This is a genomic window from Burkholderia sp. AU45274, from assembly GCF_030482505.1.
Lineage (GTDB): Bacteria > Pseudomonadota > Gammaproteobacteria > Burkholderiales > Burkholderiaceae > Burkholderia.
On the sequence record NZ_JAUJQE010000004.1, the window covers coordinates 465,049 to 490,107 of the forward strand.

Annotated in this window: 25 protein-coding genes and 1 tRNA gene; 17 read left to right on the forward strand and 9 right to left on the reverse strand. The window is 65.8% G+C overall.

The window, feature by feature from the left end:
- The first annotated feature begins 102 nt into the window (after positions 1-102).
- On the forward strand, positions 103-579 hold the full coding sequence (gene greA, locus QZM35_RS18025) for a transcription elongation factor GreA (RefSeq protein ID WP_057927897.1): 477 nt from the start codon (positions 103-105) through the stop codon (positions 577-579).
- Positions 580-593: 14 nt separating this feature from the next.
- Positions 594-1,052, forward strand: coding sequence for a DUF4149 domain-containing protein (locus QZM35_RS18030; RefSeq protein WP_089424999.1), 459 nt, complete (start codon positions 594-596; stop codon positions 1,050-1,052).
- 79 nt (positions 1,053-1,131) lie between these two features.
- Here the strand turns inward: QZM35_RS18030 and QZM35_RS18035 are convergent, their stop codons facing one another.
- Positions 1,132-1,659: a YhbY family RNA-binding protein gene (locus QZM35_RS18035; protein WP_089425000.1), complete on the reverse strand. Its 528-nt coding sequence runs from the start codon at positions 1,657-1,659 to the stop codon at positions 1,132-1,134.
- Between the two features lie 193 nt (positions 1,660-1,852).
- Between QZM35_RS18035 and QZM35_RS18040 the strand changes: the two genes are divergently transcribed.
- The 11 genes from QZM35_RS18040 (at position 1,853) to phoR (ending at position 14,090) form a co-directional block, all read left to right on the forward strand.
- Entirely contained in the window at positions 1,853-2,515 is a 663-nt protein-coding gene (locus tag QZM35_RS18040) for an RlmE family RNA methyltransferase (RefSeq protein WP_046545366.1), read from the forward strand.
- A gap of 166 nt (positions 2,516-2,681) precedes the next feature.
- Positions 2,682-4,580, forward strand: a complete 1,899-nt coding sequence (gene ftsH / locus QZM35_RS18045) for an ATP-dependent zinc metalloprotease FtsH (protein ID WP_039347669.1) — start codon at positions 2,682-2,684, stop codon at positions 4,578-4,580.
- A 28-nt stretch (positions 4,581-4,608) separates the two neighbouring features.
- Positions 4,609-5,550, forward strand: a complete 942-nt coding sequence (gene folP / locus QZM35_RS18050; RefSeq protein ID WP_301776546.1) for a dihydropteroate synthase — start codon at positions 4,609-4,611, stop codon at positions 5,548-5,550.
- Positions 5,551-5,578: 28 nt separating this feature from the next.
- The gene (gene glmM / locus QZM35_RS18055) at positions 5,579-6,934 is read left to right on the forward strand and encodes a phosphoglucosamine mutase (RefSeq protein ID WP_301776547.1); all 1,356 of its coding nucleotides are present in this window, start codon (positions 5,579-5,581) and stop codon (positions 6,932-6,934) included.
- A 454-nt stretch (positions 6,935-7,388) separates the two neighbouring features.
- On the forward strand, positions 7,389-8,423 hold the full coding sequence (gene pstS / locus QZM35_RS18060) for a phosphate ABC transporter substrate-binding protein PstS (protein WP_301776548.1): 1,035 nt from the start codon (positions 7,389-7,391) through the stop codon (positions 8,421-8,423).
- 94 nt (positions 8,424-8,517) lie between these two features.
- Entirely contained in the window at positions 8,518-9,504 is a 987-nt protein-coding gene (gene pstC / locus QZM35_RS18065; RefSeq protein ID WP_089430885.1) for a phosphate ABC transporter permease PstC, read from the forward strand.
- Positions 9,501-10,394: a phosphate ABC transporter permease PstA gene (pstA, locus tag QZM35_RS18070; RefSeq protein WP_089425005.1), complete on the forward strand. Its 894-nt coding sequence runs from the start codon at positions 9,501-9,503 to the stop codon at positions 10,392-10,394. The genes pstC and pstA overlap by 4 nt, the downstream gene beginning before the upstream one ends.
- Positions 10,395-10,409: 15 nt before the next feature.
- Complete coding sequence (gene pstB / locus QZM35_RS18075; RefSeq protein WP_089425006.1) at positions 10,410-11,258, forward strand: phosphate ABC transporter ATP-binding protein PstB; 849 nt, start codon at positions 10,410-10,412, stop codon at positions 11,256-11,258.
- An 18-nt stretch (positions 11,259-11,276) separates the two neighbouring features.
- Complete coding sequence (gene phoU, locus QZM35_RS18080; protein ID WP_089425007.1) at positions 11,277-11,981, forward strand: phosphate signaling complex protein PhoU; 705 nt, start codon at positions 11,277-11,279, stop codon at positions 11,979-11,981.
- A 30-nt stretch (positions 11,982-12,011) separates the two neighbouring features.
- The gene (phoB, locus tag QZM35_RS18085; RefSeq protein WP_027787869.1) at positions 12,012-12,713 is read left to right on the forward strand and encodes a phosphate regulon transcriptional regulator PhoB; all 702 of its coding nucleotides are present in this window, start codon (positions 12,012-12,014) and stop codon (positions 12,711-12,713) included.
- A gap of 57 nt (positions 12,714-12,770) precedes the next feature.
- Positions 12,771-14,090: a phosphate regulon sensor histidine kinase PhoR gene (phoR, locus tag QZM35_RS18090; protein ID WP_089425008.1), complete on the forward strand. Its 1,320-nt coding sequence runs from the start codon at positions 12,771-12,773 to the stop codon at positions 14,088-14,090.
- Between the two features lie 131 nt (positions 14,091-14,221).
- Here the strand turns inward: phoR and ppk1 are convergent, their stop codons facing one another.
- Positions 14,222-16,285 carry a polyphosphate kinase 1 gene (gene ppk1, locus QZM35_RS18095; RefSeq protein WP_174975776.1) on the reverse strand — a complete coding sequence of 688 codons (2,064 nt, stop codon included), beginning with the start codon at positions 16,283-16,285 and terminating at the stop codon, positions 14,222-14,224.
- A 279-nt stretch (positions 16,286-16,564) separates the two neighbouring features.
- Here ppk1 and ppx point away from each other — a divergent pair, with 279 nt between their 5' ends.
- Complete coding sequence (gene ppx, locus QZM35_RS18100; protein ID WP_046545374.1) at positions 16,565-18,079, forward strand: exopolyphosphatase; 1,515 nt, start codon at positions 16,565-16,567, stop codon at positions 18,077-18,079.
- 109 nt (positions 18,080-18,188) lie between these two features.
- Here ppx and QZM35_RS18105 read toward each other — a convergent pair whose 3' ends face one another.
- Both QZM35_RS18105 and QZM35_RS18110 read right to left on the reverse strand, forming a co-directional pair.
- The gene (locus QZM35_RS18105; protein WP_089425010.1) at positions 18,189-18,623 is read right to left on the reverse strand and encodes a hypothetical protein; all 435 of its coding nucleotides are present in this window, start codon (positions 18,621-18,623) and stop codon (positions 18,189-18,191) included.
- A gap of 352 nt (positions 18,624-18,975) precedes the next feature.
- Positions 18,976-19,052, reverse strand: a tRNA-Pro gene (locus QZM35_RS18110).
- Positions 19,053-19,192: 140 nt separating this feature from the next.
- On the opposite strand from QZM35_RS18110, the gene sixA reads away from it, so the two are divergent.
- A complete protein-coding gene (sixA, locus tag QZM35_RS18115) occupies positions 19,193-19,654 on the forward strand; it encodes a phosphohistidine phosphatase SixA (protein WP_174975777.1) in 462 nt (153 codons plus the stop codon).
- Between the two features lie 170 nt (positions 19,655-19,824).
- Positions 19,825-20,631, forward strand: coding sequence for a GNAT family N-acetyltransferase (locus tag QZM35_RS18120; RefSeq protein ID WP_011351620.1), 807 nt, complete (start codon positions 19,825-19,827; stop codon positions 20,629-20,631).
- A gap of 205 nt (positions 20,632-20,836) precedes the next feature.
- Here the strand turns inward: QZM35_RS18120 and QZM35_RS18125 are convergent, their stop codons facing one another.
- Entirely contained in the window at positions 20,837-21,007 is a 171-nt protein-coding gene (locus QZM35_RS18125; RefSeq protein WP_171026759.1) for a hypothetical protein, read from the reverse strand.
- 136 nt (positions 21,008-21,143) lie between these two features.
- Here QZM35_RS18125 and QZM35_RS18130 point away from each other — a divergent pair, with 136 nt between their 5' ends.
- Complete coding sequence (locus QZM35_RS18130; RefSeq protein ID WP_089425013.1) at positions 21,144-21,320, forward strand: hypothetical protein; 177 nt, start codon at positions 21,144-21,146, stop codon at positions 21,318-21,320.
- A 19-nt stretch (positions 21,321-21,339) separates the two neighbouring features.
- Here QZM35_RS18130 and QZM35_RS18135 read toward each other — a convergent pair whose 3' ends face one another.
- The 4 genes from QZM35_RS18135 to QZM35_RS18150 all read right to left on the reverse strand — a co-directional run bounded on the left by QZM35_RS18135 (position 21,340) and on the right by QZM35_RS18150 (position 25,053).
- A complete protein-coding gene (locus QZM35_RS18135; RefSeq protein ID WP_301776549.1) occupies positions 21,340-22,704 on the reverse strand; it encodes an MATE family efflux transporter in 1,365 nt (454 codons plus the stop codon).
- A gap of 10 nt (positions 22,705-22,714) precedes the next feature.
- Entirely contained in the window at positions 22,715-23,038 is a 324-nt protein-coding gene (locus QZM35_RS18140) for a DUF2288 domain-containing protein (protein ID WP_174975779.1), read from the reverse strand.
- A gap of 76 nt (positions 23,039-23,114) precedes the next feature.
- Complete coding sequence (locus QZM35_RS18145) at positions 23,115-24,752, reverse strand: acyl-CoA synthetase (RefSeq protein WP_301776550.1); 1,638 nt, start codon at positions 24,750-24,752, stop codon at positions 23,115-23,117.
- A 154-nt stretch (positions 24,753-24,906) separates the two neighbouring features.
- On the reverse strand, positions 24,907-25,053 hold the full coding sequence (locus QZM35_RS18150; protein WP_174935323.1) for a hypothetical protein: 147 nt from the start codon (positions 25,051-25,053) through the stop codon (positions 24,907-24,909).
- Positions 25,054-25,059 lie beyond the last annotated feature (6 nt).

Genomic DNA, 25,059 nt, shown 5'->3' on the forward strand with positions numbered 1-25,059 from the left:
CGAAGCAACACGTGCCGCGATTAGGCGGTGTTTCCAGTGCATCGGAAACGCGCTTAATCGCGGTGATTTTTTTTATAGCCGTTTTTAGCGATTGAGCCGTTTATGAGCACCATTCCGTTGACAAAGCGTGGCGCGGAACTCCTGCGCGATGAATTGCAGCGCCTCAAGTCCGTCGAGCGGCCGGCCGTGATCAACGCGATCGCGGAGGCCCGCGCACAGGGCGACCTGTCCGAAAACGCCGAATACGATGCCGCGAAGGAAAAGCAGGGCTTCATCGAGGGTCGTATCGCGGAACTCGAATCGAAGCTGTCGGCCGCGCAGGTCATCGATCCCACCGTGCTCGATGCCGAAGGCCGCGTGGTTTTCGCATCGACCGTCGAACTCGAGGATCTCGAGTCGGGCGACACCGTCAAGTACCAGATCGTCGGTGACGACGAAGCCGATATCGACCACGGCCTGATCTCGGTCAGCTCGCCGATCGCGCGCGCACTGATCGGCAAGTCCGAAGGCGACGTCGCGGCCGTGCAGGCGCCGAGCGGCGTGCGCGAGTACGAAATCATCTCGGTCAGCTACATCTGAAGCGGGGCGACGTGATGCCGCATCGCGTGTTCCGTCTGCTGTCGGCCGTGTGGGTCGGCAGCCTGCTGACGATCGGGTATGCGGTCGCGCCCGTGCTGTTCAAGACGCTGGAGCGGATGACGGCCGGTTCGGTCGCCGCCCAGCTGTTCCGTATCGAGGCGGTCCTCGGTGTCGTGTGCGGCGTGCTGCTGCTCGCGTTGTCGAACCAGCAGGTGCGGCGCGGCAGCAGCGAATATCGCCGCGTGCGCTGGATCGTCGCCGCGATGGTCGTGTGCGTGCTGGTCGGGTATTTCGCGCTGCAGCCGTTCATGAATGCGCTGCGGGTGGCCGCGATGGACGCGGGCACCGATATCGCGAACTCGCCGTATGCGAGCCGCTTCGGGATGCTGCACGGCGTCTCGAGCGTGTTCTACCTCGTCGAGAGCGTGCTGGGGCTGATGCTGATCTGGCGTCTGCCGGCGCGCGACGCCTGACGCGAATGCCGCGCGGGCCCGGTCGAGGCCGGGCCCGCGCGGCAGGGTGGCGACACGGTGAGCCGTGCCGCCTCGATGCTTACTTGTCCTGGAACGGACGCTTCGTGCTGGCCTGGCGCTTCTTGGCGCGCTTCACGTTGCCGCCTGCCGTCACGCGCTCGTTGCCGCGCACCGTGACCTTGACCGGCCGCGGGCGACGCACGGGGCTCGCGTTCGGCGATACCTTGACGACCTTGACGGTGCGCGGTGCGCGGCCTTTCTTGTCGTCGACGGCTTCGGCCGCGCTGGGCACGGTGCCGGCACGACGGCCGCGAGCCGGAGCCGCTGCGGCGCCTTCGGGCTTCCAGATCACCAGCAGCTTGCCGATGTGCTGGATCGGCGCCGCGCTCAGGCGGTCGCAGATCTCGTCGTAGATCGCGATGCGCTCGTCGCGCTCGTCGCCGAACACGCGGATCTTGATCAGCTGGTGCGCGTCGAGGTGCACCTTGATTTCCTTCAGCACGGCATCGGTGAGCCCTTCGGCGCCGATCAGCACGACGGGCTTGAGCGCATGGGCCTGGGAGCGCAGCGCGGAGCGCTCGGCGGGAGAAAGCGAAAGGGCGGGCATGGAAATGTCGAAATCTAAATAAGGGCGCGCTGACTGAATAGCGATCGCGGGTAGTTACCGCGTCAGCCGTGCGCCGAAACCACGTAAAATCGCGGCTTGGGCCTGAAAAGGGGCCGCAGCCGCGCGAAGAAGACGCGTATTATCCGCTAAAAGCGCGGCTTCACGAAGCAATTGGCAGCAATCTCTCTCTCGAATGGCAAAAAACCGCTTCAACCAGCACTGGCTGCACGACCACATCAACGACCCCTACGTCAAAATGGCGCAGCGGGAGGGCTATCGCGCGCGCGCCGCGTACAAGCTGAAGGAAATCGACGAGCAGGACAAGCTGATCCGTCCGGGCCAGGTGATCGTCGACCTCGGCGCGACGCCGGGCAGCTGGAGCCAGTATGCCCGCAACAAGCTCGCGCAGGGCAAGAAGCGTGACGCGGAGCGCGAAGGCGGCATCGACGGCACGATCGTGGCGCTCGACATCCTGCCGATGGAGCCGATCGCCGACGTCCACTTCCTGCAGGGCGACTTCCGCGAGGACGAAGTCCTTCACCAGCTCGAAGAAGTGCTCGAAGGGCGCGCGGTGGACCTTGTTATTTCCGACATGGCCCCCAACCTCTCTGGCGTGGCCTCGGCAGACGCGGCGCGCATCGAGCATCTGTGCGATCTGGCGCTCGAATTTGCGCAGAATCATCTGAAGCCGGATGGTGCGCTGCTCGTGAAATGCTTTCACGGCAGCGGCTACAGCCAGATCGTCGAGAAATTCAAACAGCAGTTTAAGACCGTCGCGCCGCGCAAGCCGAAGGCGTCCCGCGACAAATCGTCCGAAACGTTCATTTTGGGTCGGCATCTGAAACGTCCGCGCTGACGCGCAGCGAGGTGCCGCAAACGGGCTCCGGCCCTTGCCAGACAAGCGAAGCGCTATCGCGGCGGTTGTCAATGCTTATGGCGAGGGTGGTCGGACTGGATTAGAATGACCGAGGGGCGCCGCAAGGAAAATGTAGGCGCTCGTCTACGAGTGAAGGAGTGGTGCTTTGAACAACAATATGTTTTCGAAGGCAGCGGTGTGGCTGGTGATCGCACTGGTGCTGTTTACGGTGTTCAAGCAGTTCGACAAGCCCCGCGTCCAGGAAGGCGTGTCCTATTCGCAGTTCATGGACGACGCCAAGAACGGCAAGGTCAAGAACGTCATCGTTCAGGGGCGCAACCTCACCGTCACTCCGGCTGATGGCCAGAAATACCAGATCGTGTCGCCCGGCGACATCTGGATGGTTGGCGATCTGATGAAGTACGGCGTGCAGGTCAGCGGCAAGGCCGACGACGAGCCGAACGCGCTGATGTCCGCGCTGTACTACCTCGGGCCGACGATCCTGATCATCGTGTTCTGGTTCTACATGATGAGGCAGATGCAGGGGGGCGGCAAAGGCGGCGCATTCTCGTTCGGGAAATCGCGCGCGCGGCTGATCGACGAGAACAACAACGCGGTGAACTTCTCCGACGTCGCGGGCTGCGACGAAGCGAAGGAGGAAGTGTCCGAACTCGTCGACTTCCTGCGCGATCCGCAGAAATTCCAGAAGCTGGGCGGGCGCATTCCGCGCGGCGTGCTGCTCGTCGGCCCTCCGGGTACCGGCAAGACGCTGCTGGCCCGCGCGATCGCGGGTGAAGCGAAGGTGCCGTTCTTCAGCATCTCGGGTTCGGACTTCGTCGAAATGTTCGTCGGTGTCGGCGCGGCGCGTGTGCGCGACATGTTCGAGCAGGCGAAGAAGCATGCACCGTGTATCGTGTTCATCGACGAAATCGACGCGGTCGGCCGTCATCGCGGCGCCGGCATGGGCGGCGGCAACGACGAGCGCGAACAGACGCTGAACCAGATGCTCGTCGAGATGGACGGCTTCGAGGCGAACTCGGGCGTGATCGTGATCGCCGCAACCAACCGTTCCGACGTGCTCGACAAGGCGCTGCTGCGTCCGGGCCGTTTCGACCGCCAGGTCTACGTCGGTCTGCCGGACATCCGCGGCCGCGAACAGATCATGCGCGTGCACCTGCGCAAGGTGCCGATCGCGAACGACGTCGACGCGGCAGTCATCGCACGCGGCACGCCGGGCTTCTCGGGCGCCGATCTCGCGAACCTCGTGAACGAGGCTGCGCTGTTCGCCGCACGTCGCGGCAAGCGCATCGTCGAGATGCAGGATTTCGAAGACGCGAAGGACAAGATCTTCATGGGTCCGGAGCGCAAGTCGGCCGTGATCCGCGAAGAAGCGAAGCGTGCGACCGCTTATCACGAGTCGGGCCACGCGGTGATCGCGAAGCTGCTGCCGAAGGCGGACCCCGTGCACAAGGTCACGATCATCCCGCGCGGTCGCGCGCTGGGTGTCACGTGGCAGTTGCCGGAGCATGACAACGAAACGTACTCGAAGGACTACCTGATGGACCGCCTTGCGATCCTGTTCGGTGGCCGGGTGGCGGAAGAGCTGTTCATGAACCTGGTCAGCACCGGCGCATCGGACGACTTCAACAAGGCAACGCAGACGGCGCGTGCGATGGTGGCCCGTTTCGGCATGACCGACGCGCTCGGGCCGATGGTCTACGTCGACGATGAGAACGATGCATCGCCGTTCGGCCGCGGCTTCACGCGCACGATCTCGGAAGCGACGCAGCAGAAGGTCGATTCGGAAATCCGCCGTGTGCTCGACGAACAGTACGGCCTTGCGCGCCGCCTGCTCGAAGAGAACCGCGACAAGGTCGAAGCGATGACCGCCGCGCTGATGGAGTGGGAGACGATCGATGCCGATCAGATCAACGACATCATGGAAGGCCGTCCGCCGCGCTCCCCGAAGAGCTCGCCGGCTGTCGGCGGCGATTCGTCGGGCGGTGGCAGCAGCGCCGAGGTGAAGCCCGCCAACGCGCCGGCGCCTGCTTCGCCGGCGGCATAATCTCCGCTTTAGCGCCGTTCACGGGCTGGTGTGGCTTCACACCGGCCCGTTTTGCATTCATTCACGCCAGTTGCTCGTGTCCGATTCCGCTGTTTCCCCATTCATTCCCGCGCCACTCCGGTGCGGCCGCTTCGAACTGACGTTCGAACGCCCGCTCGTGATGGGTATCCTCAACGCCACGCCTGATTCGTTCTCCGACGGCGGCCGCTTCCTCGCGCGCGACGATGCGCTGCGCCAGGCCGAGCGGATGATTGCCGAAGGCGTCGACCTTCTCGATATCGGCGGCGAATCGACGCGTCCCGGCGCGCCGCCCGTGCCGCTCGACGAGGAGCTTGCACGCGTGATCCCGCTCGTCGAAGCGCTGCGGCCGCTGAACGTGCCGCTGTCGATCGATACCTACAAGCCGGCCGTGATGCGTGCGGCGCTGGCTGCCGGCGCCGACCTGATCAACGACATCTGGGGGTTCCGCCAGCCGGGCGCGATCGACGCGGTGCGCGACGGCAACTGCGGGCTGTGTGCGATGCACATGCTTGGTGAGCCACAGACGATGCAGGTCGGCGAACCCGATTACGGCGACGTCGTGACCGACGTGCGCGATTTTCTCGCCGAGCGCGCGCTGGCGCTGCGCGATGCGGGGATTGTGCCGGAGCGGATCTGCGTCGATCCCGGCTTCGGATTCGGCAAGGCGGTTGTCGACGACAACTATGCGTTGCTGGCCGCGTTGCCGGACACGGCACCCGTGCGGCCCGACGGCCGCGCGTACCCGATACTCGCGGGCATGTCGCGCAAGTCGATGCTCGGCGCGGTGATCGGCGGCAAGCCGCCGATGGAGCGCGTCGCGGCGAGCGTGGCGGCCGCGGTGTGCGCGGTCGAGCGTGGGGCGGCGATCGTGCGCGTGCACGACGTCGCGGCAACGGTCGACGCGCTGAAAATCTGGGTTGCCGTGCGCGAAGCCGCGCGGCAACGATAAGTCAGAAGACGAAGGAGGAAGATTCACCATGGGACGTCGATATTTCGGCACGGACGGCATTCGCGGCACGGTGGGCGAGGCGCCCATCACGCCGGATTTCGTGTTGCGTCTCGGCTACGCAGCCGGCAAGGTACTGGCCAGCTCGGCCGATGTCGCGGCAGGCTCGCGCCCGACCGTACTGATCGGCAAGGACACGCGCGTGTCGGGCTACATGCTCGAAGCCGCGCTCGAGGCCGGGTTCTCGGCGGCCGGCGTCGACGTGATGCTGGCCGGCCCGATGCCGACGCCGGGCGTCGCGTACCTGACGCGCGCGCTGCGCCTGTCGGCGGGCGTCGTGATCAGTGCATCGCACAACCCGTATCACGACAACGGGATCAAGTTCTTCTCCGCCGACGGCAACAAGCTGCCGGACGACACCGAAGCCGAGATCGAAGCATGGCTCGACAAGCCGCTCGAGTGCGCATCGTCCGACGGTCTCGGCAAGGCGCGCCGCCTTGACGACGCGGCCGGCCGCTACATCGAGTTCTGCAAGAGCACGTTCCCTGCCGCATTCAACCTGCGCGGGCTGAAGCTCGTGATCGACTGCGCGCACGGCGCCGCGTACCAGATCGCGCCGCACGTGTTCCACGAGCTCGGCGCGGACGTGATCCCGATCGGTGTCGCACCGAACGGCTTCAACATCAACGATGGTGTCGGTGCGACCGCGCCGGACGCGCTGGTGCGCGCGGTGCGTGCGAACCACGCCGATCTCGGGATTGCGCTCGACGGCGATGCGGACCGCCTGCAAGTGGTCGACTCGACCGGTCGCCTGTACAACGGCGACGAGCTGCTCTACGTGCTCGTGAAGGACCGGATCGCGACCGACGGCAAGGTCGAAGGCGCGGTCGGCACGCTGATGACGAACCTCGCGGTCGAAGTCGCGCTGCAGCGCGAGGGCGTGAAGTTCGTCCGCGCGGCGGTCGGCGATCGCTACGTGCTCGAGCAGTTGCGCGAACACGGCTGGCAGCTCGGCGCGGAAGGGTCGGGCCACATCCTGTCGCTCGATCGCCACTCGACCGGCGACGGCATCGTGTCGGCGCTGCTCGTGCTGGCCGCGCTGAAGCGCAGCGGCAAGACCCTCGCGCAGATGCTCGACGGCGTCACGCTGTTCCCGCAGAAGCTGATCAACGTGCGGATGAAGCCGGGTGCCGACTGGAAGGGCAGCACGTCGATTCGCGCCGCGATCGACGCAGCCGAAGCCGCGCTCGCCGGCAGCGGCCGCGTGCTGATCCGCGCATCGGGCACGGAGCCCGTGCTGCGCGTGATGGTCGAGGCGCGGCAGGCCGCCGACGCGGTGCGCCATGCGGAGACGATCGCCGACGCGGTGCGCGCGGCGACGACCTGACGCGCGGGCCCGGCGCGTCAGGTCAAACACCTGCGCGCCGGTGTTCCGGTGATCCCGCACACGGCGCCTTCGGGGCGCCGTGTTTTCGTCAGACGCAAAGGTTTGCGATACCTATAGAGAGAAGGGCGCGTCGCCCCCCGCAATCCAGGGTCGAAAAATCGTCAGACCCCTGATATCGGGGCAGCCACAAGCGGGGGCTTTCCATGGCACGGACACCGCGCTACGATCCGCTCGCACCGATGTAAGACGGGAAATCTCCGTCCCTTCCAGGCAGGCAATTCTTGCCGCCGCCACCGTTCCGGCGCCGCCCGGGCGCCGCGCCCGCCGCACCCGATACTCCCTTTCAACCAGTCATGTTACTGTCACGCCAGTTTCATCGATTGTCACATTACCGTCATGAGGAGCCCCTAACCTTCGCGGTGCCGTAGTCATCCGCTCACACACTGGAGGTCTCATGAAATTGATGCAAACCGCGATTGCCGGCCTGGCTGGCGCGCTTTTCGCCGTCGCCGCCCACGCTGCCGACATCACGGGCGCAGGCAGCACGTTCGCGATGCCGATCTATACGAAATGGGCTGCTGACTACCAGCAGACCGGCGGCGCGAAGGTCAACTACCAAGGTATCGGCTCGTCGGGCGGCCTGAAGCAGATCGTCGCGAAGACGGTCGATTTTGCCGGTTCGGACGCTCCGCTGAAGGATGACGAGCTCGCGAAGGAAGGCCTGTTCCAGTTCCCGACGGTGGTCGGCGGCGTGGTGCCGGTCATCAACGTGCCGGGCGTGAAGCCGGGCGAACTGACGCTGTCGGGCCCGGTGCTCGGCGACATCTACCTCGGCAAGATCAAGAAGTGGAACGACCCGGCGATCGCCGCGCTGAACCCGAAGGTCAAGCTGCCGGACACGGACATCGCCGTGGTTCGCCGCGCTGACGGCTCGGGCACGAGCTTCATCTGGACGAACTACCTGTCGAAGGTCAACGACGAGTGGAAGTCGAAGGTCGGCGAAGGCACGACGGTCAACTGGCCGACGGGCACGGGCGGCAAGGGCAACGACGGCGTCGCAGCGTTCGTGCAGCGCCTGCCGGGCGCAGTCGGCTACGTCGAATGGGCGTACGCGAAGAAGAACAACATGGTCTACACGGCCCTGAAGAACTCGACGGGCACGGTGGTCGAGCCGAAGACGGAAACGTTCAAGGCCGCTGCTGCCGGCGCGAACTGGTCGAAGTCGTTCTACCAGATCCTGACGAACCAGCCGGGCAAGGACGCGTGGCCGGTCGTCGGCGCGACGTTCGTGCTGCTGCACGCGAAGCAGGACAAGCCGGAGCAGGGCGTGGAAACGCTGAAGTTCTTCAGCTGGGCGTTCAAGAACGGCGAGAAGGCTGCTGACAGCCTCGACTACATCTCGCTGCCGCCGGCAGTCGAAGCGGAAATCCGCAAGCAGTGGAAGGTCAAGGTGACGGACGCTTCGGGCAAGCCGGTCGCCGCAGAGTAAGCATTGCAGCGGTTCGCTGCCCGGCCGTGCCGGTCGGGCAGTGTGTGCGGTAAAGCCGGGCGTTACGGCGCCCGGCAATCAAAAGCAGGCACCCATGTCTGATATTTCCTATACGTCCTCACGGTCCGCCGACGTTGCGCAGCAACGCGCGCCGAGCCGCCTCGGGGATGTCGTATTCGGCGGTCTCGCACGGCTTGCCGCCATCGTGACCCTGCTGCTGCTCGGCGGGATCATCGTTTCCCTGATCATCGCGTCGATGCCGACCATCCAGAAGTTCGGCCTCGGCTTCCTGTGGCAATCCGAGTGGGATCCCAACTCGGACATCTACGGCGCGCTCGTGCCGATCTACGGCACGATCGTGACGTCGGTCATCGCGCTCGTCATCGCGGTGCCGGTCAGCTTCGGCATCGCGCTGTTCCTCACCGAGCTGTCGCCCGTGTGGCTGCGCCGCCCGCTCGGCATCGCGATCGAGCTGCTCGCCGCGATTCCGTCGATCGTGTACGGCATGTGGGGCCTGCTCGTGTTCGCGCCGATCTTCGCGGAATATTTCCAGAAGCCGATCGGCCGCCTGTTCAAGGACGTGTGGGTGCTCGGCCCGCTGACCGCCGGCCCGCCGATCGGTATCGGCATCCTGGCCGCCGGCGTGATCCTCGCGATCATGATCATCCCGTACATCGCATCGGTGATGCGTGACGTGTTCGAGGTCACGCCCGTGCTGCTGAAGGAATCGGCGTACGGGATCGGCTGCACGACCTGGGAAGTGATGTGGAAGGTCGTGCTGCCCTATACGAAGACCGGCGTGATCGGCGGCGTGATGCTCGGCCTCGGCCGCGCGCTCGGCGAGACGATGGCCGTGACCTTCGTGATCGGCAACACGAACCTGCTCGACAGCGTGTCGCTGTTCGCGCCGGGCAACAGCATCACGTCGGCGCTCGCGAACGAATTCGCGGAAGCGCAGCCGGGCCTGCATACGTCCGCGCTGATGGAGCTGGGCCTGATCCTGTTCGTGATCACGTTCATCGTGCTGACCATCTCCAAACTGCTGCTGCTTCGTCTCGAGAAGGGAGAGGGCAAGAAATGAGCGAGCCCATCATGAATTTCCCGGGTCCGGACGGCGCCGTGCTCGACGCGATGCGCAACCGCCTGCAGCGCAAGCGCAAGGCCATCAACGCGATCGCGCTCGCCGCGTCGCTCGGTGCGATGGCATTCGGCCTCTTGTGGCTCGTGTGGATTCTCTACACGACGGTGCATCTCGGCGTCGGCGGCCTGTCGCTGCAACTGTTCACGGAATCGACGCCGGCCCCGAACACGGAAGGCGGCGGTCTCGCGAACGCGATCGTCGGCAGCTTGCTGCTGTGCGGTTTCGGCACGCTGGTCGGCACGCCGATCGGCATCCTGGCGGGCGTCTATCTCGCCGAATACGGCCAGAAGAACCTGCTGGCGAGCACGATCCGCTTCATCAACGACATCCTGCTGTCCGCGCCGTCGATCGTCATCGGCCTGTTCGTGTACGCGATCGTAGTCGCGAAGTCGGGGCGCTTCTCGGGCTGGGCAGGCGTGATCGCGCTCGCGCTGCTGCAGATTCCGATCGTGATCCGCACGACCGAGAACATGCTGAAGCTCGTGCCGAACGCGCTGCGCGAAGCGGCCTTCGCGCTCGGCACGCCGAAGTGGCGCATGGTGCTGAAGATCACGCTGCGCGCGTCGGTCGGCGGGATCATCACGGGCGTGCTGCTCGCCGTCGCGCGGATCGCCGGCGAAACGGCGCCGCTGCTGTTCACCGCGCTGTCGAACCAGTTCTTCTCGGTCGACATGAGCCAGCCGATGGCGAACCTGCCCGTCACGATCTACAAGTTCGCGATGAGCCCGTTCGCGGAATGGCAGTCGCTCGCATGGGCGGGCGTGTTCCTGATCACGCTCGGGGTGCTTGGACTCAACATCCTGGCGCGCTCGATCTTCTCGAAAAAGTAACGGCGGAGCAATCCGATGAATATGGCAGAAAGCCACCTGAATCCCGTCGAGCGCACCGCTGCGCCCGCCGGCACGCACGACGCGGCGCACGGCCGTCCGCTCGAGCCGCTGAACGCGAAGATCGAGGTCAACAACCTCAACTTCTTCTACAACAAGTTCCACGCGCTGAAGAACATCAACCTGAGCATTCCCGAAGGGAAGGTGACGGCGTTCATCGGCCCGTCGGGCTGCGGCAAGTCGACGCTGCTGCGCACGTTCAACAAGATGTTCGCGCTCTATCCGGAGCAGCGCGCCGAAGGCGAAATCCTGATGGACGGCGAGAACCTGCTGACGACGAAGCGCGACATCTCGCTGCTGCGCGCGCGGATCGGCATGGTGTTCCAGAAGCCGACCCCGTTCCCGATGTCGATCTACGACAACATCGCGTTCGGCGTGAAGATGTTCGAAAAGCTCACCCGCTCGGAAATGGACGATCGCGTCGAGTGGGCGCTCACGAAGGCCGCGCTGTGGAACGAAGTGAAGGACAAGCTGAGCCAGAGCGGCTACGGCCTCTCGGGCGGCCAGCAGCAGCGTCTGTGCATCGCGCGCGGCATCGCGATCCGTCCGGAAGTGCTGCTGCTCGACGAACCGTGCTCGGCGCTCGACCCGATCTCGACGGGCCGCATCGAAGAGCTGATCGCGGAGCTCAAGAGCGACTACACGGTCGTGATCGTCACGCACAACATGCAGCAGGCCGCACGCTGCTCGGATTTCACGGCCTACATGTACCTGGGCGAGCTGATCGAATTCGGCGAGACCGAAAAGATCTTCATCAAGCCGGTGCGCAAGGAAACGGAAGACTACATCACCGGCCGCTTCGGCTGATGACGGAGAACAACAGCCATGTCGGATAAACATCTGTCGAGCCAGTTCGACGCCGATCTCAACGCGGTGTCGTCGAAAGTGCTGGAAATGGGCGGGCTCGTCGAGTCGCAGATCGTCGGCGCGATGCACGCGCTGAACGAATTCGATCGCGATGCGGCCGAGAAGGTGATCGCGAACGAAGAAGTCCTGAACACGATGGAAGTCGACATCGACCAGGAGTGCGGCAACATCATCGCGCGGAGGCAGCCTGCCGCGCGTGACCTGCGCCTTTTGATGTCGATTTCGAAAACGATTACGAACCTCGAGCGTGCAGGCGACGAGGCCGAGAAGATCGCGAAGCGCGTGCGCCGCCTGGTCGACGAGCCGGCCGCGCGCACGGTCAACATCGCCGAGATCAAGGTGTCGGGCGAGATGGCCGTGACGATCCTGCGCCGCGCGCTCGACGCGTTTGCGCGTCTCGATACCGTGGCCGCCGCGCAGATCGTCAAGGACGACAAGGAAATCGACCAGGAATTCCGTGCGTTCGTGCGCAAGCTCGTGTCGTACATGCAGGAAGATCCGCGCACGATCTCGGTGGGCCTCGAGTACCTGTTCATCGCGAAGGCGATCGAGCGGATCGGCGACCACGCGAAGAACATCGCCGAATTCATCATCTACATCGTGAAGGGCACCGACGTGCGGCACCAGCCGCGCGACACGCTCGATCGCGAAGCCAACAGTTAATCGACTCCGTAAGGAAGAACAGAGGTGCCGATGCCCAGCAACATTCTCGTCGTTGAAGATGAGCCCGCGATTTCCGAACTGATCTCGGTGAATCTCCAGCACGCCGGTCACTGCCCGATTCGGGCGTACAACGCCGAACAGGCGCAGAACCTGATCAGCGACGTGCTGCCCGATCTCGTGCTGCTCGACTGGATGCTGCCGGGCAAGTCCGGCATTGCGTTCGCGCGCGACCTGCGCAACAACGAACGGACCAAGCACATCCCGATCATCATGCTGACCGCACGTGGCGATGAGCAGGACAAGGTGCTCGGCCTTGAAATCGGCGCGGACGACTACGTGACGAAGCCGTTCTCGCCGAAGGAGCTGATGGCGCGGATCAAGGCCGTGCTGCGCCGTCGCGCGCCGCAGCTGACCGAGGACGTCGTGTCGATCAACGGGCTGCGCCTCGACCCGGCCACGCATCGCGTCGCCGCGCACGCGGAAGGCAGCGAGATCAAGCTCGATCTCGGCCCGACGGAGTTCCGCCTGCTGCATTTCTTCATGACGCATCCGGAGCGCGTGCACAGCCGCACGCAACTGCTCGACCAGGTGTGGGGCGACCATGTATTCGTCGAGGAGCGCACCGTCGACGTGCACATCAAACGATTGCGCGCGGCCTTGAAACCGGCCGGCTGCGATGCGATGATCGAGACCGTGCGCGGCAGCGGCTACCGGCTCGCCAAGCACGCGTAACGTATCCACGCATGCCGTGTGCCACGGCATGCCGTTCATTCTTTCGGGCGCTGAATCATGAACATCATCTGGGCGCGCTTTCTGGTGTCGCTCGTGCTGCTCGTGCTGATCGGCGTATTGGTCGGCGTCTTCGCCGGCCCGACCGCGGGCCTCGTGTTCGTGGTCGTGATGCTGGTCGCGCAGGGCTTTTTCAGCACCTTTCATACGCAGCGTCTGTGGCGACTGCTCGATGCACCCGTCTATGGCGAGGTGCCGAGCGCGCCGGGCATCTGGGGCGAGATCTACTATCGTCTGCACAAGCTCGCGAAGCAGTGGCATGCGCAGGTGCGGCAGGTCGAGCAGCAGCATTCGCGCTTCATCCAGGCGATCCAGGCGTCGCCGAACGGTGTCGCGATGCTCGACGATCACGACCAGATCGAGTGGTGCAACGCGATCGCCGAGGTCCATTTCGGCCTCGACGCGAAGCGCGACCTGCGCCAGCACATCACCAACCTGGTGCGCCATCCCGAGTTCGTCCGCTATCTGAACGCGCAGCATTACGAGGAGACGCTCGTGATGCGCGGCATGGGCGATTCGCGGCAGAACGTGCTGGAAGTGCAGGTGTTTCCGTACGGCGAGAATCGCAAGCTGCTGCTCACGCAGGACATCACCGAGCTCGAGCGGACCGACGCGATGCGGCGTGACTTCGTCGCGAACGTGTCGCACGAGCTGAAGACGCCGCTCACCGTGCTGTCGGGGTTCCTCGAGACGATGCGCGAGCTGCCGCTGAACGAGGAAGACCGCGCGCGCTATCTCGACATGATGGAGCAGCAGGCCTCGCGGATGCGGCACATCGTGACTGACCTGCTGGTGCTCGCGAAGCTGGAAGGCGAGAGCAAGCCGCCGCTCGATCGCGCGATCGACATGCGGGCCGTGTTCGACCATCTGAAGGAGGACGCGCAGACGCTGTCGAACGGGCATCACGACATCGCGTTCTCGATCGACGAGACGCTCGGCGTCACCGGCGCGCAGACGGAGCTGTTCAGCGCGTTCGCGAACCTCGTCACGAACGCGATCCGCTATACGCCGGAAGGCGGCAAGATCGTCGTGACGTGGCGGCGCGAGGGCGCGCAGGGCGTGTTTTCCGTCACCGACAGCGGCTTCGGGATTCCGGCCGCCGACCTGCCGCGGCTCACCGAGCGCTTCTATCGCGTCGACCGCAGCCGTTCGCGCGACACCGGCGGCACGGGGCTCGGCCTTGCGATCGTCAAGCACGTGCTGCAGCGGCATGACGCGCACCTGTACGTGCAGAGCGAGGAAGGGCGCGGCAGCACGTTCACCGCGCGCTTCCCGGGCTCGCGCATCATCGCGATCCGGCCGGCCGCTTACGAGGCATGATCGCGTAACGGTATCCGTCGCTCGTTCGGTGAGCGGAGGTAGGCCGGCTCCGCAATAAAAAACGCAGCCAGTCGGCTGCGTTTTTTATTGGGAGCGACGCGGCGCGCGACTTGTGCCGCGCGGCCGATTCTTCAGGAGCAGAACTTCGCGAGCAACCCGAGTTGCGCGTTGCGGATCGTCTTGCCGGCGCGGCGGCGGCGGTAGTGACCGTCGCTGTGCATCTGCCACGCCGACTGGTTGTCGCCGAGGCACACCGACAGGCCCTCGGCGATCACGCGCCGCTTGAGCTTGCGATCGCGGATCGGGAACGCGACTTCGACGCGGCGGAACAGGTTGCGGTCCATCCAGTCGGCGCTCGACAGATAGACCTCCTCGGCGCCGTTCGCGTGGAAGTAGTAGATCCGGTGGTGCTCGAGGAAGCGGCCGACGATCGAGCGCACGGTGATGTTTTCCGACAGCCCCGGCACGCCGGGCTTCAGCGCGCAGACACCGCGCACGATCAGGTCGACCTTGACGCCGGCCTGCGACGCTTCGTACAGCGCGGCGATCACCGTCGGCTCCAGCAGCGCGTTCATCTTCGCGACGACGCGCGCGCGCTTGCCGGCGCGCGCATTGTCGATCTCCGCGCGGATCGAATCGATGATGCGCGGATGCAGTGTGAACGGCGACTGCCACAGCTCGTGCAGCGTGAGTTCGCCGCCGATGCCGGTCAGCTGCTGGAACACGTGATGGACGTCTTCGCAGATCTTCTGGTCGGCCGTCATCAGGCCGAAGTCGGTGTAGAGGCGTGCCGTGCGCGGATGGTAGTTGCCGGTGCCGAGGTGCACGTAGCGGCGCAGCGACGCCTTGCCGGCCTGCACGACGCGCCGCACGATCAGCATCATCTTCGCGTGGCACTTGTGGCCGACCACGCCGTACACGACATGCGCGCCGACGGCTTCGAGCTGCGACGCCCAGTTGATGTTGGTTTCCTCGTCGAAGCGCGCGAGCAGTTCGACGACGACGGTCACTTCCTTGCCGTTGCGCGCAGCTTCCATCAGCGCGTCCATCAGCGGCGAATCGGTGCCGGTGCGGTAGATCGTCTGCTTGATCGCGACGACGCTCGGATCCTTCGCGGCCTGCTGCAGCAGCTCGAGCACCGGCTGGAAGCTCTCGTACGGGTGGTGCAGCAGGATGTCGCCGTTGTCGATCGCGTCGAACATCGTCGGCGCGTTCGTGATCGCGGACGGCGTCGACGCGGTGAACGGCGTGAACTTCAGGTCGGGACGGTCGACGAGATCGGGAATCTGCATCAGCCGCACGAGGTTCACCGATCCGGCCACGCGATAGCAGTCCTTCTCGCCGAGTTCGCTTTCCTCGAGCAGGCGGCGCACGATGTGCGGCGGCGTGTCGGCCGACACCTCGAGGCGCACTGCATTGCCGAGGTGGCGCGCGGGCAGTTCGCCCTGCAGCGCCACGCGCAGGTTCGTGATTTCGTCCTCGTCGACGAACAGCTCGCTGTTGCGCGTGATGCGGAACTGGTTGCAGCTCTTCACGCTCAGCTGCGGGAAGAGTTCGCCGACGAAGCGCTGCATGAACGAGCTCAGCAGCACGAAGCCGTGCTCGAAGCCCGACAGTGCGTGCGGCATGCGCACGACGCGCGGCAGCGCGCGCGGCGCCTGCACGATGCCCATCACGGCCTGGCGTCCGAACGCGTCGCGGCCTTCGAGCTCGACGACGAAATTCAGGCTCTTGTTCAGCACGCGCGGGAACGGATGGGCGGGATCGAGGCCAATCGGCGTGAGCACGGGCAGCAGCTCGTCGAGGAAGTAGTGCCGCGCCCATTCGAGCTGCTCGTCGTTCCACGTGTCGCTCGCGTGGAAGTAGATGCCTTCCTGTTCGAGCGCGGGCAGCACGGTTTCGTGCAGCATCGTGTACTGTCGATGGACGAGCCGCTGCGCGCGTTCGACGACGAGGTCGTAAGCATGTTGTAACGACATGCCGTCGGGCGTCAGTGCGCCGGGGTTGTCGCGGATCTGCTCCTGCAGCCCGGCCATCCGGACTTCGAAGAATTCGTCGAGGTTGCTGCTGGTGATGCAGATGAAGCGAAGGCGCTCGAGCAACGGGACTTGCGGATCAGCGGCCTGGGCCAGCACGCGCTCGTTGAAACCGAGGATGCCGAGTTCACGATTGAGAAGCGGATAACGGACGGACATCGGCAGAGTAGGGGGGGATTCGGGCGATGATTCGAAAGGACGCTCGGAAACTCTCACGGTACGATGACGTGCGAATGACAATGATGTATTTATATCGGGAAATTCTACGCTGTAACCGTTTCGTCTCATAAATGTTTCGGCTATATGCAATCGAGCAGTGTGCATGCCCGTGAAGCGTGGCAATGGCAAGCGTTCCACGCTTAAAATGTCGCCTTTGATTGATCGTCCGCGGTTGCCGCACAGGCCGCCTCGGGTGAACGCGCACGGAGCCCCCTTCTGATGGTTACAACCCCCCACTTGCTGGCTGCCGTGGATCTCGGCTCGAACAGCTTCCGGCTGATCGTCGGACGTGTCGAGGAAACGCCGGCGGGCAGCCAGATCTATCCCGTCGACGCGCTGCGCGAGCCCGTCCGGCTGGCCGCGGGCCTGTCGAGCGACAAGATGCTCGATCGCGCGTCGCAGGAGCGTGGCTGGGAAGCGCTCAAGCGGTTCGGCGAGCGCCTGCGCGATTTCCATCCCGATCACGTGCGCGCGGTGGCGACCAACACGCTGCGCGTCGCGAAGAACGCGGGCGAATTTCTCGGCGAAGCCGAAGCGGCACTGGGTTTCCCGATCGAAGTGATCGCGGGCCGCGAAGAAGCCCGGCTGATCTATGCGGGCGCCGCGCACTCGGTGCCGGCGAGCGCGGGCAAGCGGCTCGTCGTCGACATCGGCGGCGGCTCCACCGAATTCATCATCGGCTCGCACTACACGCCGATCGTGATGGAGAGCCTCTATATCGGCTGCGTGAGCCATAGCCGCACCTTCTTCCCGGCCGGCAACGTCGACGAATACACGATGCGGCAGGCCGAGCTCGCGGCCAAGCGCGAGATCCAGATCATTTCGAGCGAGTACAAGAAGGCCGGCTGGGACCAGGCGATCGGCTCGTCGGGCACCGCGCGTGCGCTCGCGGAACTCGTCGAGGCAAACGGCTTCAACGATCCGGGCATCACGCACGGCATTTCGCGCGGCGGCCTCGAGCGGCTCAAGCGTGCGCTGATCAAGTCGGAGAACGTCAACCGGCTGAAGCTGATCGCGCTGAAGCCCGATCGCGTGCCGGTGCTCGCGGGCGGCCTCGCGATCATGCTCGCGGTGTTCGAGGAACTCGGTGTCGACTACGTCGATACGACCGACGGCGCGCTGCGCCTCGGCGTGCTGTACGACCTGCTCGGCCGGACGCAGCACGAGGACATGCGTGCGGTGACCGTCGAGGGCTTCACGCGCCGCTACGGTGTCGATCGTGCGCAGGCCGAGCGGATCGGCGCGCTGGCGGGGCGTTTCTACGACGAGCTCGAGGAAGCCGACGAAGAGGCGCGCGAGGAAGGGCGGATGTTCCTCGGCTGGGCGGCCGCGTTGCACGAGATCGGCTTGTCGATCTCGCACAGCGCGTATCACAAGCACTCGGCTTATATTGCGAGCAACGCGGACATGCCGGGTTTTTCGCGCACCGACCAGGCGCGCCTCGCCGCGCTCGTGCTCGGTCACGCGGGCAAGCTCGGCAAGCTGTCGCAGGCGCGCGAGGTCGAGTGGCCGCTGCTGTTCTGCCTGCGGCTCGCGGCGCTGCTGTGCCGGCGCCGAACCGATGCCGGGCTGCCGGACATTTCCGTTTCGCAGATGAAGAAAGGCGGGTATGAAGTGCGCCTGCCGAGCGCGTGGGTCGAGCAGAACCCGCTGACCGACTACAGCCTCAGCCAGGAGGCGGCCGAGTGGGAGAAGGTCGGTATCCCTTATCGCGTGGTGTATACCGGCGCGTAACAGGCCGATAGCGAGGCCGCAGCGAGGTCGATAACGGGGCTGGGGAGCGGCCGGGCGGCAGGCAGGCTGGTGCCCCTCAGGCTTGCCGCATCATCGTCCTGGCGGCCGCTCAGTCCGACGAGCAGACGATCGCAGTCAGGAACGGAAACGCCTGCTTGACGGTCGCGTCGCTGCCGGCCTTGCGCACGGCTTCTTCCACCGCGCTTTTCGTGCCCCGCACCACGACGCCATAGGCCCAGTCGCCGATCGGCGTGCCGTCGCCCGGACGGAAGATCGGGTCGTTCGCCTGGTATCCGAGCACGACATAGACGCCGAAGCCGTACGCCGTCAGTGCGTGGCTCGTGCGGAATGCATTGACCGAGTTCGATTCGACGTGCATCGGCTCCGACTGGATGTCGCCGGCGGCGAGCAGCGGCGCGACGAATTTGTGGCCGGTCGAGTGGCAGTCGAGTGCGTCGTCGAGCGCCTTGGCCGACGCGGTGCCGGCAGTCGCGAGCGCGAGCAGCGATGCGCAGAGGGCGGTCTTGAGGATGTTGTTTTTCATGCGCGAAGGCAGGGTTGTCCACGCGCATTATCGCGTGTTCCGGCAAGTGCCGTATGCGGGCTGCGGATGGCTCGTTGGCCCGTATGTCGGTGATTCGACGGGCCGGCCAGGAGGGCGCCCGATCCGTTCCAGTCAGCCTTTCCTGCATTGAAAGTGCAAGGCCTTAAGCCATTTGCTTTGTGCCGACGTTCGAAATATGGCCGCCCAGGGCTGCGTGGATCGTTGTAGCGTCGATGCCCCAATTGATCCCTACAATGAATCGAGGCGCTGCGAACCGGGAATCCCGGCTGGCGCTTGAAGGGCCCAGAAATGGAAAAGGGGCTACGGTATGAACCGTAACCCCTTGATTCCTTGGTCGGAGCGATAGGATTCGAACCTACGACCCTCTGATCCCAAATCAGATGCGCTACCAGGCTGCGCTACGCTCCGACGAGCCAAAGATTGTATCGTTGAACATCTGACCCGGTCAATCCCTATATGCGGGTAAATGCCGCGGCGGCAAACGCCCGCAATTTGCGACAATTCGCCCGGTCATCGGCGGGCCCGCTCGCCGCAGCAAGGAGAACATCATGATGAACCTGATCCTGTGGCGCCACGCCGAAGCCGAAGACTACGCGACGAGCGATCTCGCACGCCAGTTGACCGTCCGGGGCCGCAAGGACGCGCAGGCGATGGCCAAATGGCTGCGTGGCCGGCTCGAGACGAACGCAGTGATCCTCGCGAGCCCGGCGGCCCGCACCGTGCAGACGGTCGAGGCGCTGACCGACCAGTACCGGACGGTCGACGCGCTCGCGCCGGGCGGCAGCGTCGACGACGTGCTGGCGGCGGCCGGCTGGCCGGAAGGTATCGCGCCGACGGTCGTGATCGTCGGGCACCAGCCGACGCTCGGCAGCGTTGCCGCGCAATTGATCGCCGGCGGCGACGACAGCTGGAGCGTCAAGAAGGGCGGAATCGTGTGGCTGGCGAGCCGCACGCGTGACGGCAGCCGGCAGGCCGTATTACGCGCGGTATTGACGCCCGATCTGCTGTGAGGCCCGCCTGAAGTGCTTTGAAGGGATTCATCGTACGGTTCTGCAAGCTTTCTGCTAAAGTCAATTCGGCGACACGTCATTGAAAGGACACGGTCGTGCCACATAACGGTCACGGCCGATTACTACATTGGCGGGCATGTCGCCCTATTCCTTACGACCAGGAAAGCCTAATGCGAGAACTGCCGACGCCTACGCTCCCCTTTGCCTCGCTACCCCTCGACACGTCGCGGCGCCACCTGCCGCGCGCTGCTGAAACCGTCACATCGGAGTATCGCCTGCGCGCCGCGTGGGCGCGCACGGAAGACGAATTGCGCGAAGCCCAGCGCCTGCGTTACAGCGTGTTCGCCGAAGAGATGGGCGCGCAGGTCAGCGGCCCCTCCGGTCTCGACGTCGATCCGTTCGATGCGTACTGCGACCATCTGCTGGTTCGCGATCTCGACACGTTGAAAGTCGTCGGTACGTACCGCGTGCTGCCGCCGCACCAGGCGGCGCGGGTCGGCCGCCTGTACGCCGAAGGCGAATTCGACCTGTCGCGCCTCACGCACCTGCGCGGCAAGATGGTCGAGGTGGGCCGCTCGTGCGTGCACAGCGACTACCGCAGCGGCGCCGTCATCATGGCGCTGTGGGGCGGCCTTGGCGCGTACATGATGCAGAACGGCTACGAGACGATGCTCGGCTGCGCGAGCGTGTCGATGGCCGACGGCGGCCACTATGCGGCGAACCTGTACCAGTCGCTGTCGGCAGGCTCGCTGACGGCGCCGGAATATCGCGCGTTCCCGCACACGGCCCTGCCGGTCGACGAACTGCAGACGGGCACCGTCGTGGCGCCGCCGCCGCTGATCAAGGGTTACCTGCGTCTCGGCGCGAAGATCTGCGGTGCGCCGGCCTGGGATCCTGACTTCAACTGCGCGGATTTCCTGACGCTGTTCCGCCTGTCCGACATCAACGCGCGCTACGCCCGCCACTTCCTGGGCTGAGCCGTCGGAATCGCGTCGCGCCCGCTCGCCCGGGCGCGCGCAAGCGAACGCCGTCGCGTGGCACGAGCCGCGCGACGGCGTTCGTCCATCTGATCGATGTGTGTGAGTCGGACCCTGTTAATTTCGGCGATACGCGATCACCACCGTGCCGCGCGACGGCACGTTCGAGAACGGCCCGGGGAAGGGCCGGACGGCAGCGGCGCGCTTAGTGCTTGCGCCGCCAGTCGAGCAGGTGGTGTTCGGCCATCCAGTGGTGGATCATCCCTTCGCCTTCATGGTTGCGCTTGTATTCGCGCGACTCGAAGAACGACAGGGCGACGAGCACCATCAGACCGACGAACAGCCCGATCAGGCCGGCAATTTCTTCAGACGACATGGCAGCCTCCTTTCCACGGCACAGCGCCATGCGTACATAGTAGGACATGCGCGGCACGACTCCGAAGCGAGATTTCCGCTAGACTCGGCGCGGTTCCGGCGTGCGATGGGCGCGCCGATTTCCGGAGCCCTACCCGATGACCCGTTTCATGCTGGCCGTGCTGGCCGCATCCTTGCTCGCCGGCTGTACCAGCGATCCGCATCAGGCCCGTCGCGGCCATCCGCCGGAAGATCCGGCCGACTATCACGGCGTGCCCACCGACATGACGCCGCCGTCGATGCTCGACGCGCCGCCGCCGAAACCCACGCAGTAACGGCTGGTTCGGCTCGCCGTCAGGCGCGCGCCGCGGGCGTATCGGCGCCGATGTGCCGCAACAGCGCCGGCAGGTAGCGCGCCAGCGTCGCGCCGCGCGCGGCCATGAACAGCAGCAGCGCGAACCAGAGGCCGTGATTGCCGAACGTGCCGACGGCGGCGAGCGTGGCCACGACGAAGATCGAGAACGACGCGACCATCGCACGCATCAGCGATTGCGTCTGCGTGGCGCCGATGAACACGCCGTCGAGCAGGAAGCCCCAGACCGACACGATCGGCGAAAGCGCGGCCCACGGCAGGTAGCGCAGCGCCGTTTCGCGGATCTCGGCCTGGTCGGTCAGGCGCGCGACGATCCAGCCGCCGGCGGCCCAGTACACGAGCGTGAACAGCAGCGCGCCGAGCGCCGACCAGAGCAGCGTGACGCGTACGGCCTGCCGGAACGCGCGGCGGTCGCGCGCGCCGGCCGCCGCGCCGACGAGCGCTTCGGCCGCATGTGCGAAGCCGTCGAGGCCGTACGCCATGAACGTCTGGAAATTCAGCAGCAGCGCGTTCGCCGCGAGCGTCGCATCGCCCTGTTTTGCACCGAGGTGCGCGAACCAGCCGAATGCGCCGAGCAGGCACAGCGTGCGCAGGAAGATGTCGCGATTGAGCACGATCAGCCGTTTGAGCGCGACGCGGTCGGCGAGTGCGCGTACCGCGATCGGCGCAAGGCCGCGCGGCCGCAGCCGCCACAGCATCCATGCGCCGAGCGCGAAACCGCATGCGTCCGCGGTGGCCGTCGCGGCGCCGATGCCGGCGATACTCCAGCCGAAGCCATACACGTAGAGCAGCACGGCGCCGATGTTCACCGCATTGATGAACACCTGCGCGACGAGCGCGAGCCGCACGCGCTGCATGCCGAGCAGGTAGCCGAGCACGACGTAGTTCGCGAGCGCGAACGGGGCGCTCCAGATTCGCGCGTGGCTGTAGGCGAGCGCCGTGGTGCGGACGGCGTCGCTGCCGCCGAGCGCGGACAGCGCAAATGACAGCAGCGGCACCTGCAGCGCCAGTACCGCGGCGCCGAGTGCGAGCGCGACGATCAACGCGCGCAGCAGGTTCAGGCGGATCCCGGCGGCGTCGCCGGCGCCATGCGCCTGCGCGACGAGGCCCGTCGTCCCCATCCGCAGGAAACCGAACCCCCAGAACACGAAATTGAAGAACAGGCCGCCGAGCGCGACGCCGCCCAGGTACTGCGTGCCGTCGAGGTGGCCCGCGACGGCCGTGTCGACGGCACCGAGGATCGGCTGGGTCAGGTTCGCGAGGACGATCGGGAACGCGAGCGCGAGGACACGCCGGTGCGTGACGGCGGCCGTGCCGGCCCCGTGCGGTAACGCGGCTTCGGACATGGCGGACGCGTCAGGCGCGTTCCTGCACGCAGACCCAAGGCGAGACGACGACCGCCCACAGCTCCGGGTTGCGCGCCGCGTAATCGGCAGCGGTTTCGGCCGGCATGCGTACGACGAGGCCCGCCGACAGCCAGCGCGTGACCTGCTCGGCATCGTCGTCGGCAACGGCTTCCGCGACGCTGACGAGATCGAGGTCGCGTGCCACGGACAGCAGCTTGCCCTGCGCGAAGAAGCGTTCGAGATCGCACCAGTCGATCTTGGCGGTTTCGCCGAGGAGTTTCGTATAGAGCGGGCTGGGCGACGCGCCCGCGTCGGAGTGGTGATCAGAGGACATCGTTTTCTAGGAAAGACTGCGTGGTGGCGCCACTATAAACCATCCGGCCGGGCCGGCGGCACGGGGGGCGGCCGGCCTACGCGTCGCGCAGCGCGCGGCGCACGATCTTGCCGGTCGCGGTCATCGGCAGGCTGTCGACGAACGCGATCGCGCGCGGATACTCGTGCGCGGCGAGGCGCGTGCGCACATGTGCCTGCAGCGCCTGCACGAGCGCCTCGTCGCCGGTGTGGCCGGGATTCAGCACCACGAACGCCTTGACGATCTCGGTGCGCGTCGCGTCGGGCACGCCGACGACGGCGGCCATCCGCACCGCCGGATGCGTGAGCAGGCAGTCCTCGATCGGGCCCGGGCCAATCCGGTAGCCGGCGCTCGTGATCACGTCGTCGTCGCGGCCGACGAAGCGCACGAAACCGTCGGCGTCGATCGTGCCCGTGTCGCCGGTGAGCAGGTAGTCGCCGGCGAACTTGTCGCGCGTCGCGTCGGCGTTGCGCCAGTATTCGAGGAACATCACCGGATCGGGGCGGCGCACCGCGATGCGCCCTTCGACGCCGGGCGGCAGCGGCGTGCCGTCCGCGTCGACGATCGCGACCGCATGGCCGGGCACCGCCTTGCCGATCGCGCCGGGCTGCGCATCGAACAGCGCCGCGCACGACGACAGCACCATGTTGCACTCGGTCTGCCCGTAGAACTCGTTGATCGTCACGCCGAGCGCGTCGCGCCCCCAGGCCGTCAGCTCGGTGCCGAGCGATTCCCCGCCGCTCGCGACGGATTTCAGCGACAGCGCGTAGCGTTCGCGCGGTGCCGCGACGGTGCGCATCAGCTTCAGCGCGGTGGGCGGCAGGAATGCATGGGTGACACCGTGCCGCGCCATCAGCGCGAACGCCGCGTCGCCGTCGAATTTCTCGAAGCGGCGCGCAAGCACCGGCACGCCGTGATGCCACGACGGCAGCAGCACGTCGAGCAGGCCGCCGATCCATGCCCAGTCGGCGGGCGTCCAGAACAGGCGCGCGTCGCGCGGGAAGCACTGCTGCGACATCTCGACGCCCGGCAGGTGGCCCAGCAACACGCGATGCGCGTGCAGCGCGCCTTTGGGTTTGCCCGTCGTGCCGGACGTATAGATGATGACCGCCGGATCGTCGGCGGCCGTATCGGCCGGCACGAAGTCGGGTGTTTCGGCGGCGAGCGCCGCGTCGTAGCGCAGCACGCCCGGCTGATCGGGCGCATCGGGCGTATCGGGCGCATCGTCGCCGATGCAGTAGACGGTATGCAGTGCCGGCAGCCGGGCGCGCAGCGGCGCGATTTTCGCGTAGCCGGCCGCATCGGTGACGAGCGCAGCCGCCTCGCTGTTCGCGAGCCGGTATTCGAGCGCATCGACGCCGAACAACGTGAAGAGCGGCACCGCGATTGCGCCGAGCTTGTATGCGGCGAGGTGCGCGACGGCCGTTTCGGGGCCCTGCGCGAGAAAGATGCCGATCCGGTCGCCGCGCCGAAGGCCGGCGCGCGCAAAGCTGTTCGCGAGCCGGTTAGAAGCATTCTTCAAGTCGTCGAACGTGATCCGAAAAACGTCGCCTTGCGCCGTTTCATGGATCAGCGCGAGGCGTCCGCTGCCGTCCGCCCACTTGTCGCAGACATCCACGCCGATGTTGTAACGCGCCGGAACGTCCCACGCGAAGCGGGAGAGCAGGTCGTCGTAGCGGTCGGCGGCGGGCAGCATCGAGGTGTCTCCTGGGGGGCGAACGTGGCGTCGCGCGAGCGGCTTACATCAGGATTTCACGCAAACGAATCCACAATGGCGTCTGAGGGTAGGGAATCTTCGTACTCGTCCAATAGCCTCGGCTCAGTGCACGATTCCACAATGACGCATAAGATCACGAAAAAATCAGTGTGTGACCATGGATTTGCTTCTGATAGCTGCGGGGTTCAGCCTGATCGGAATCGGCGTACTGGTAGCGTTTGCCCGTCACGTCGATCCGTTGTCCGGCCGGTTCACCGGACGTCTGCGCAAGCGCTGACATCACCTT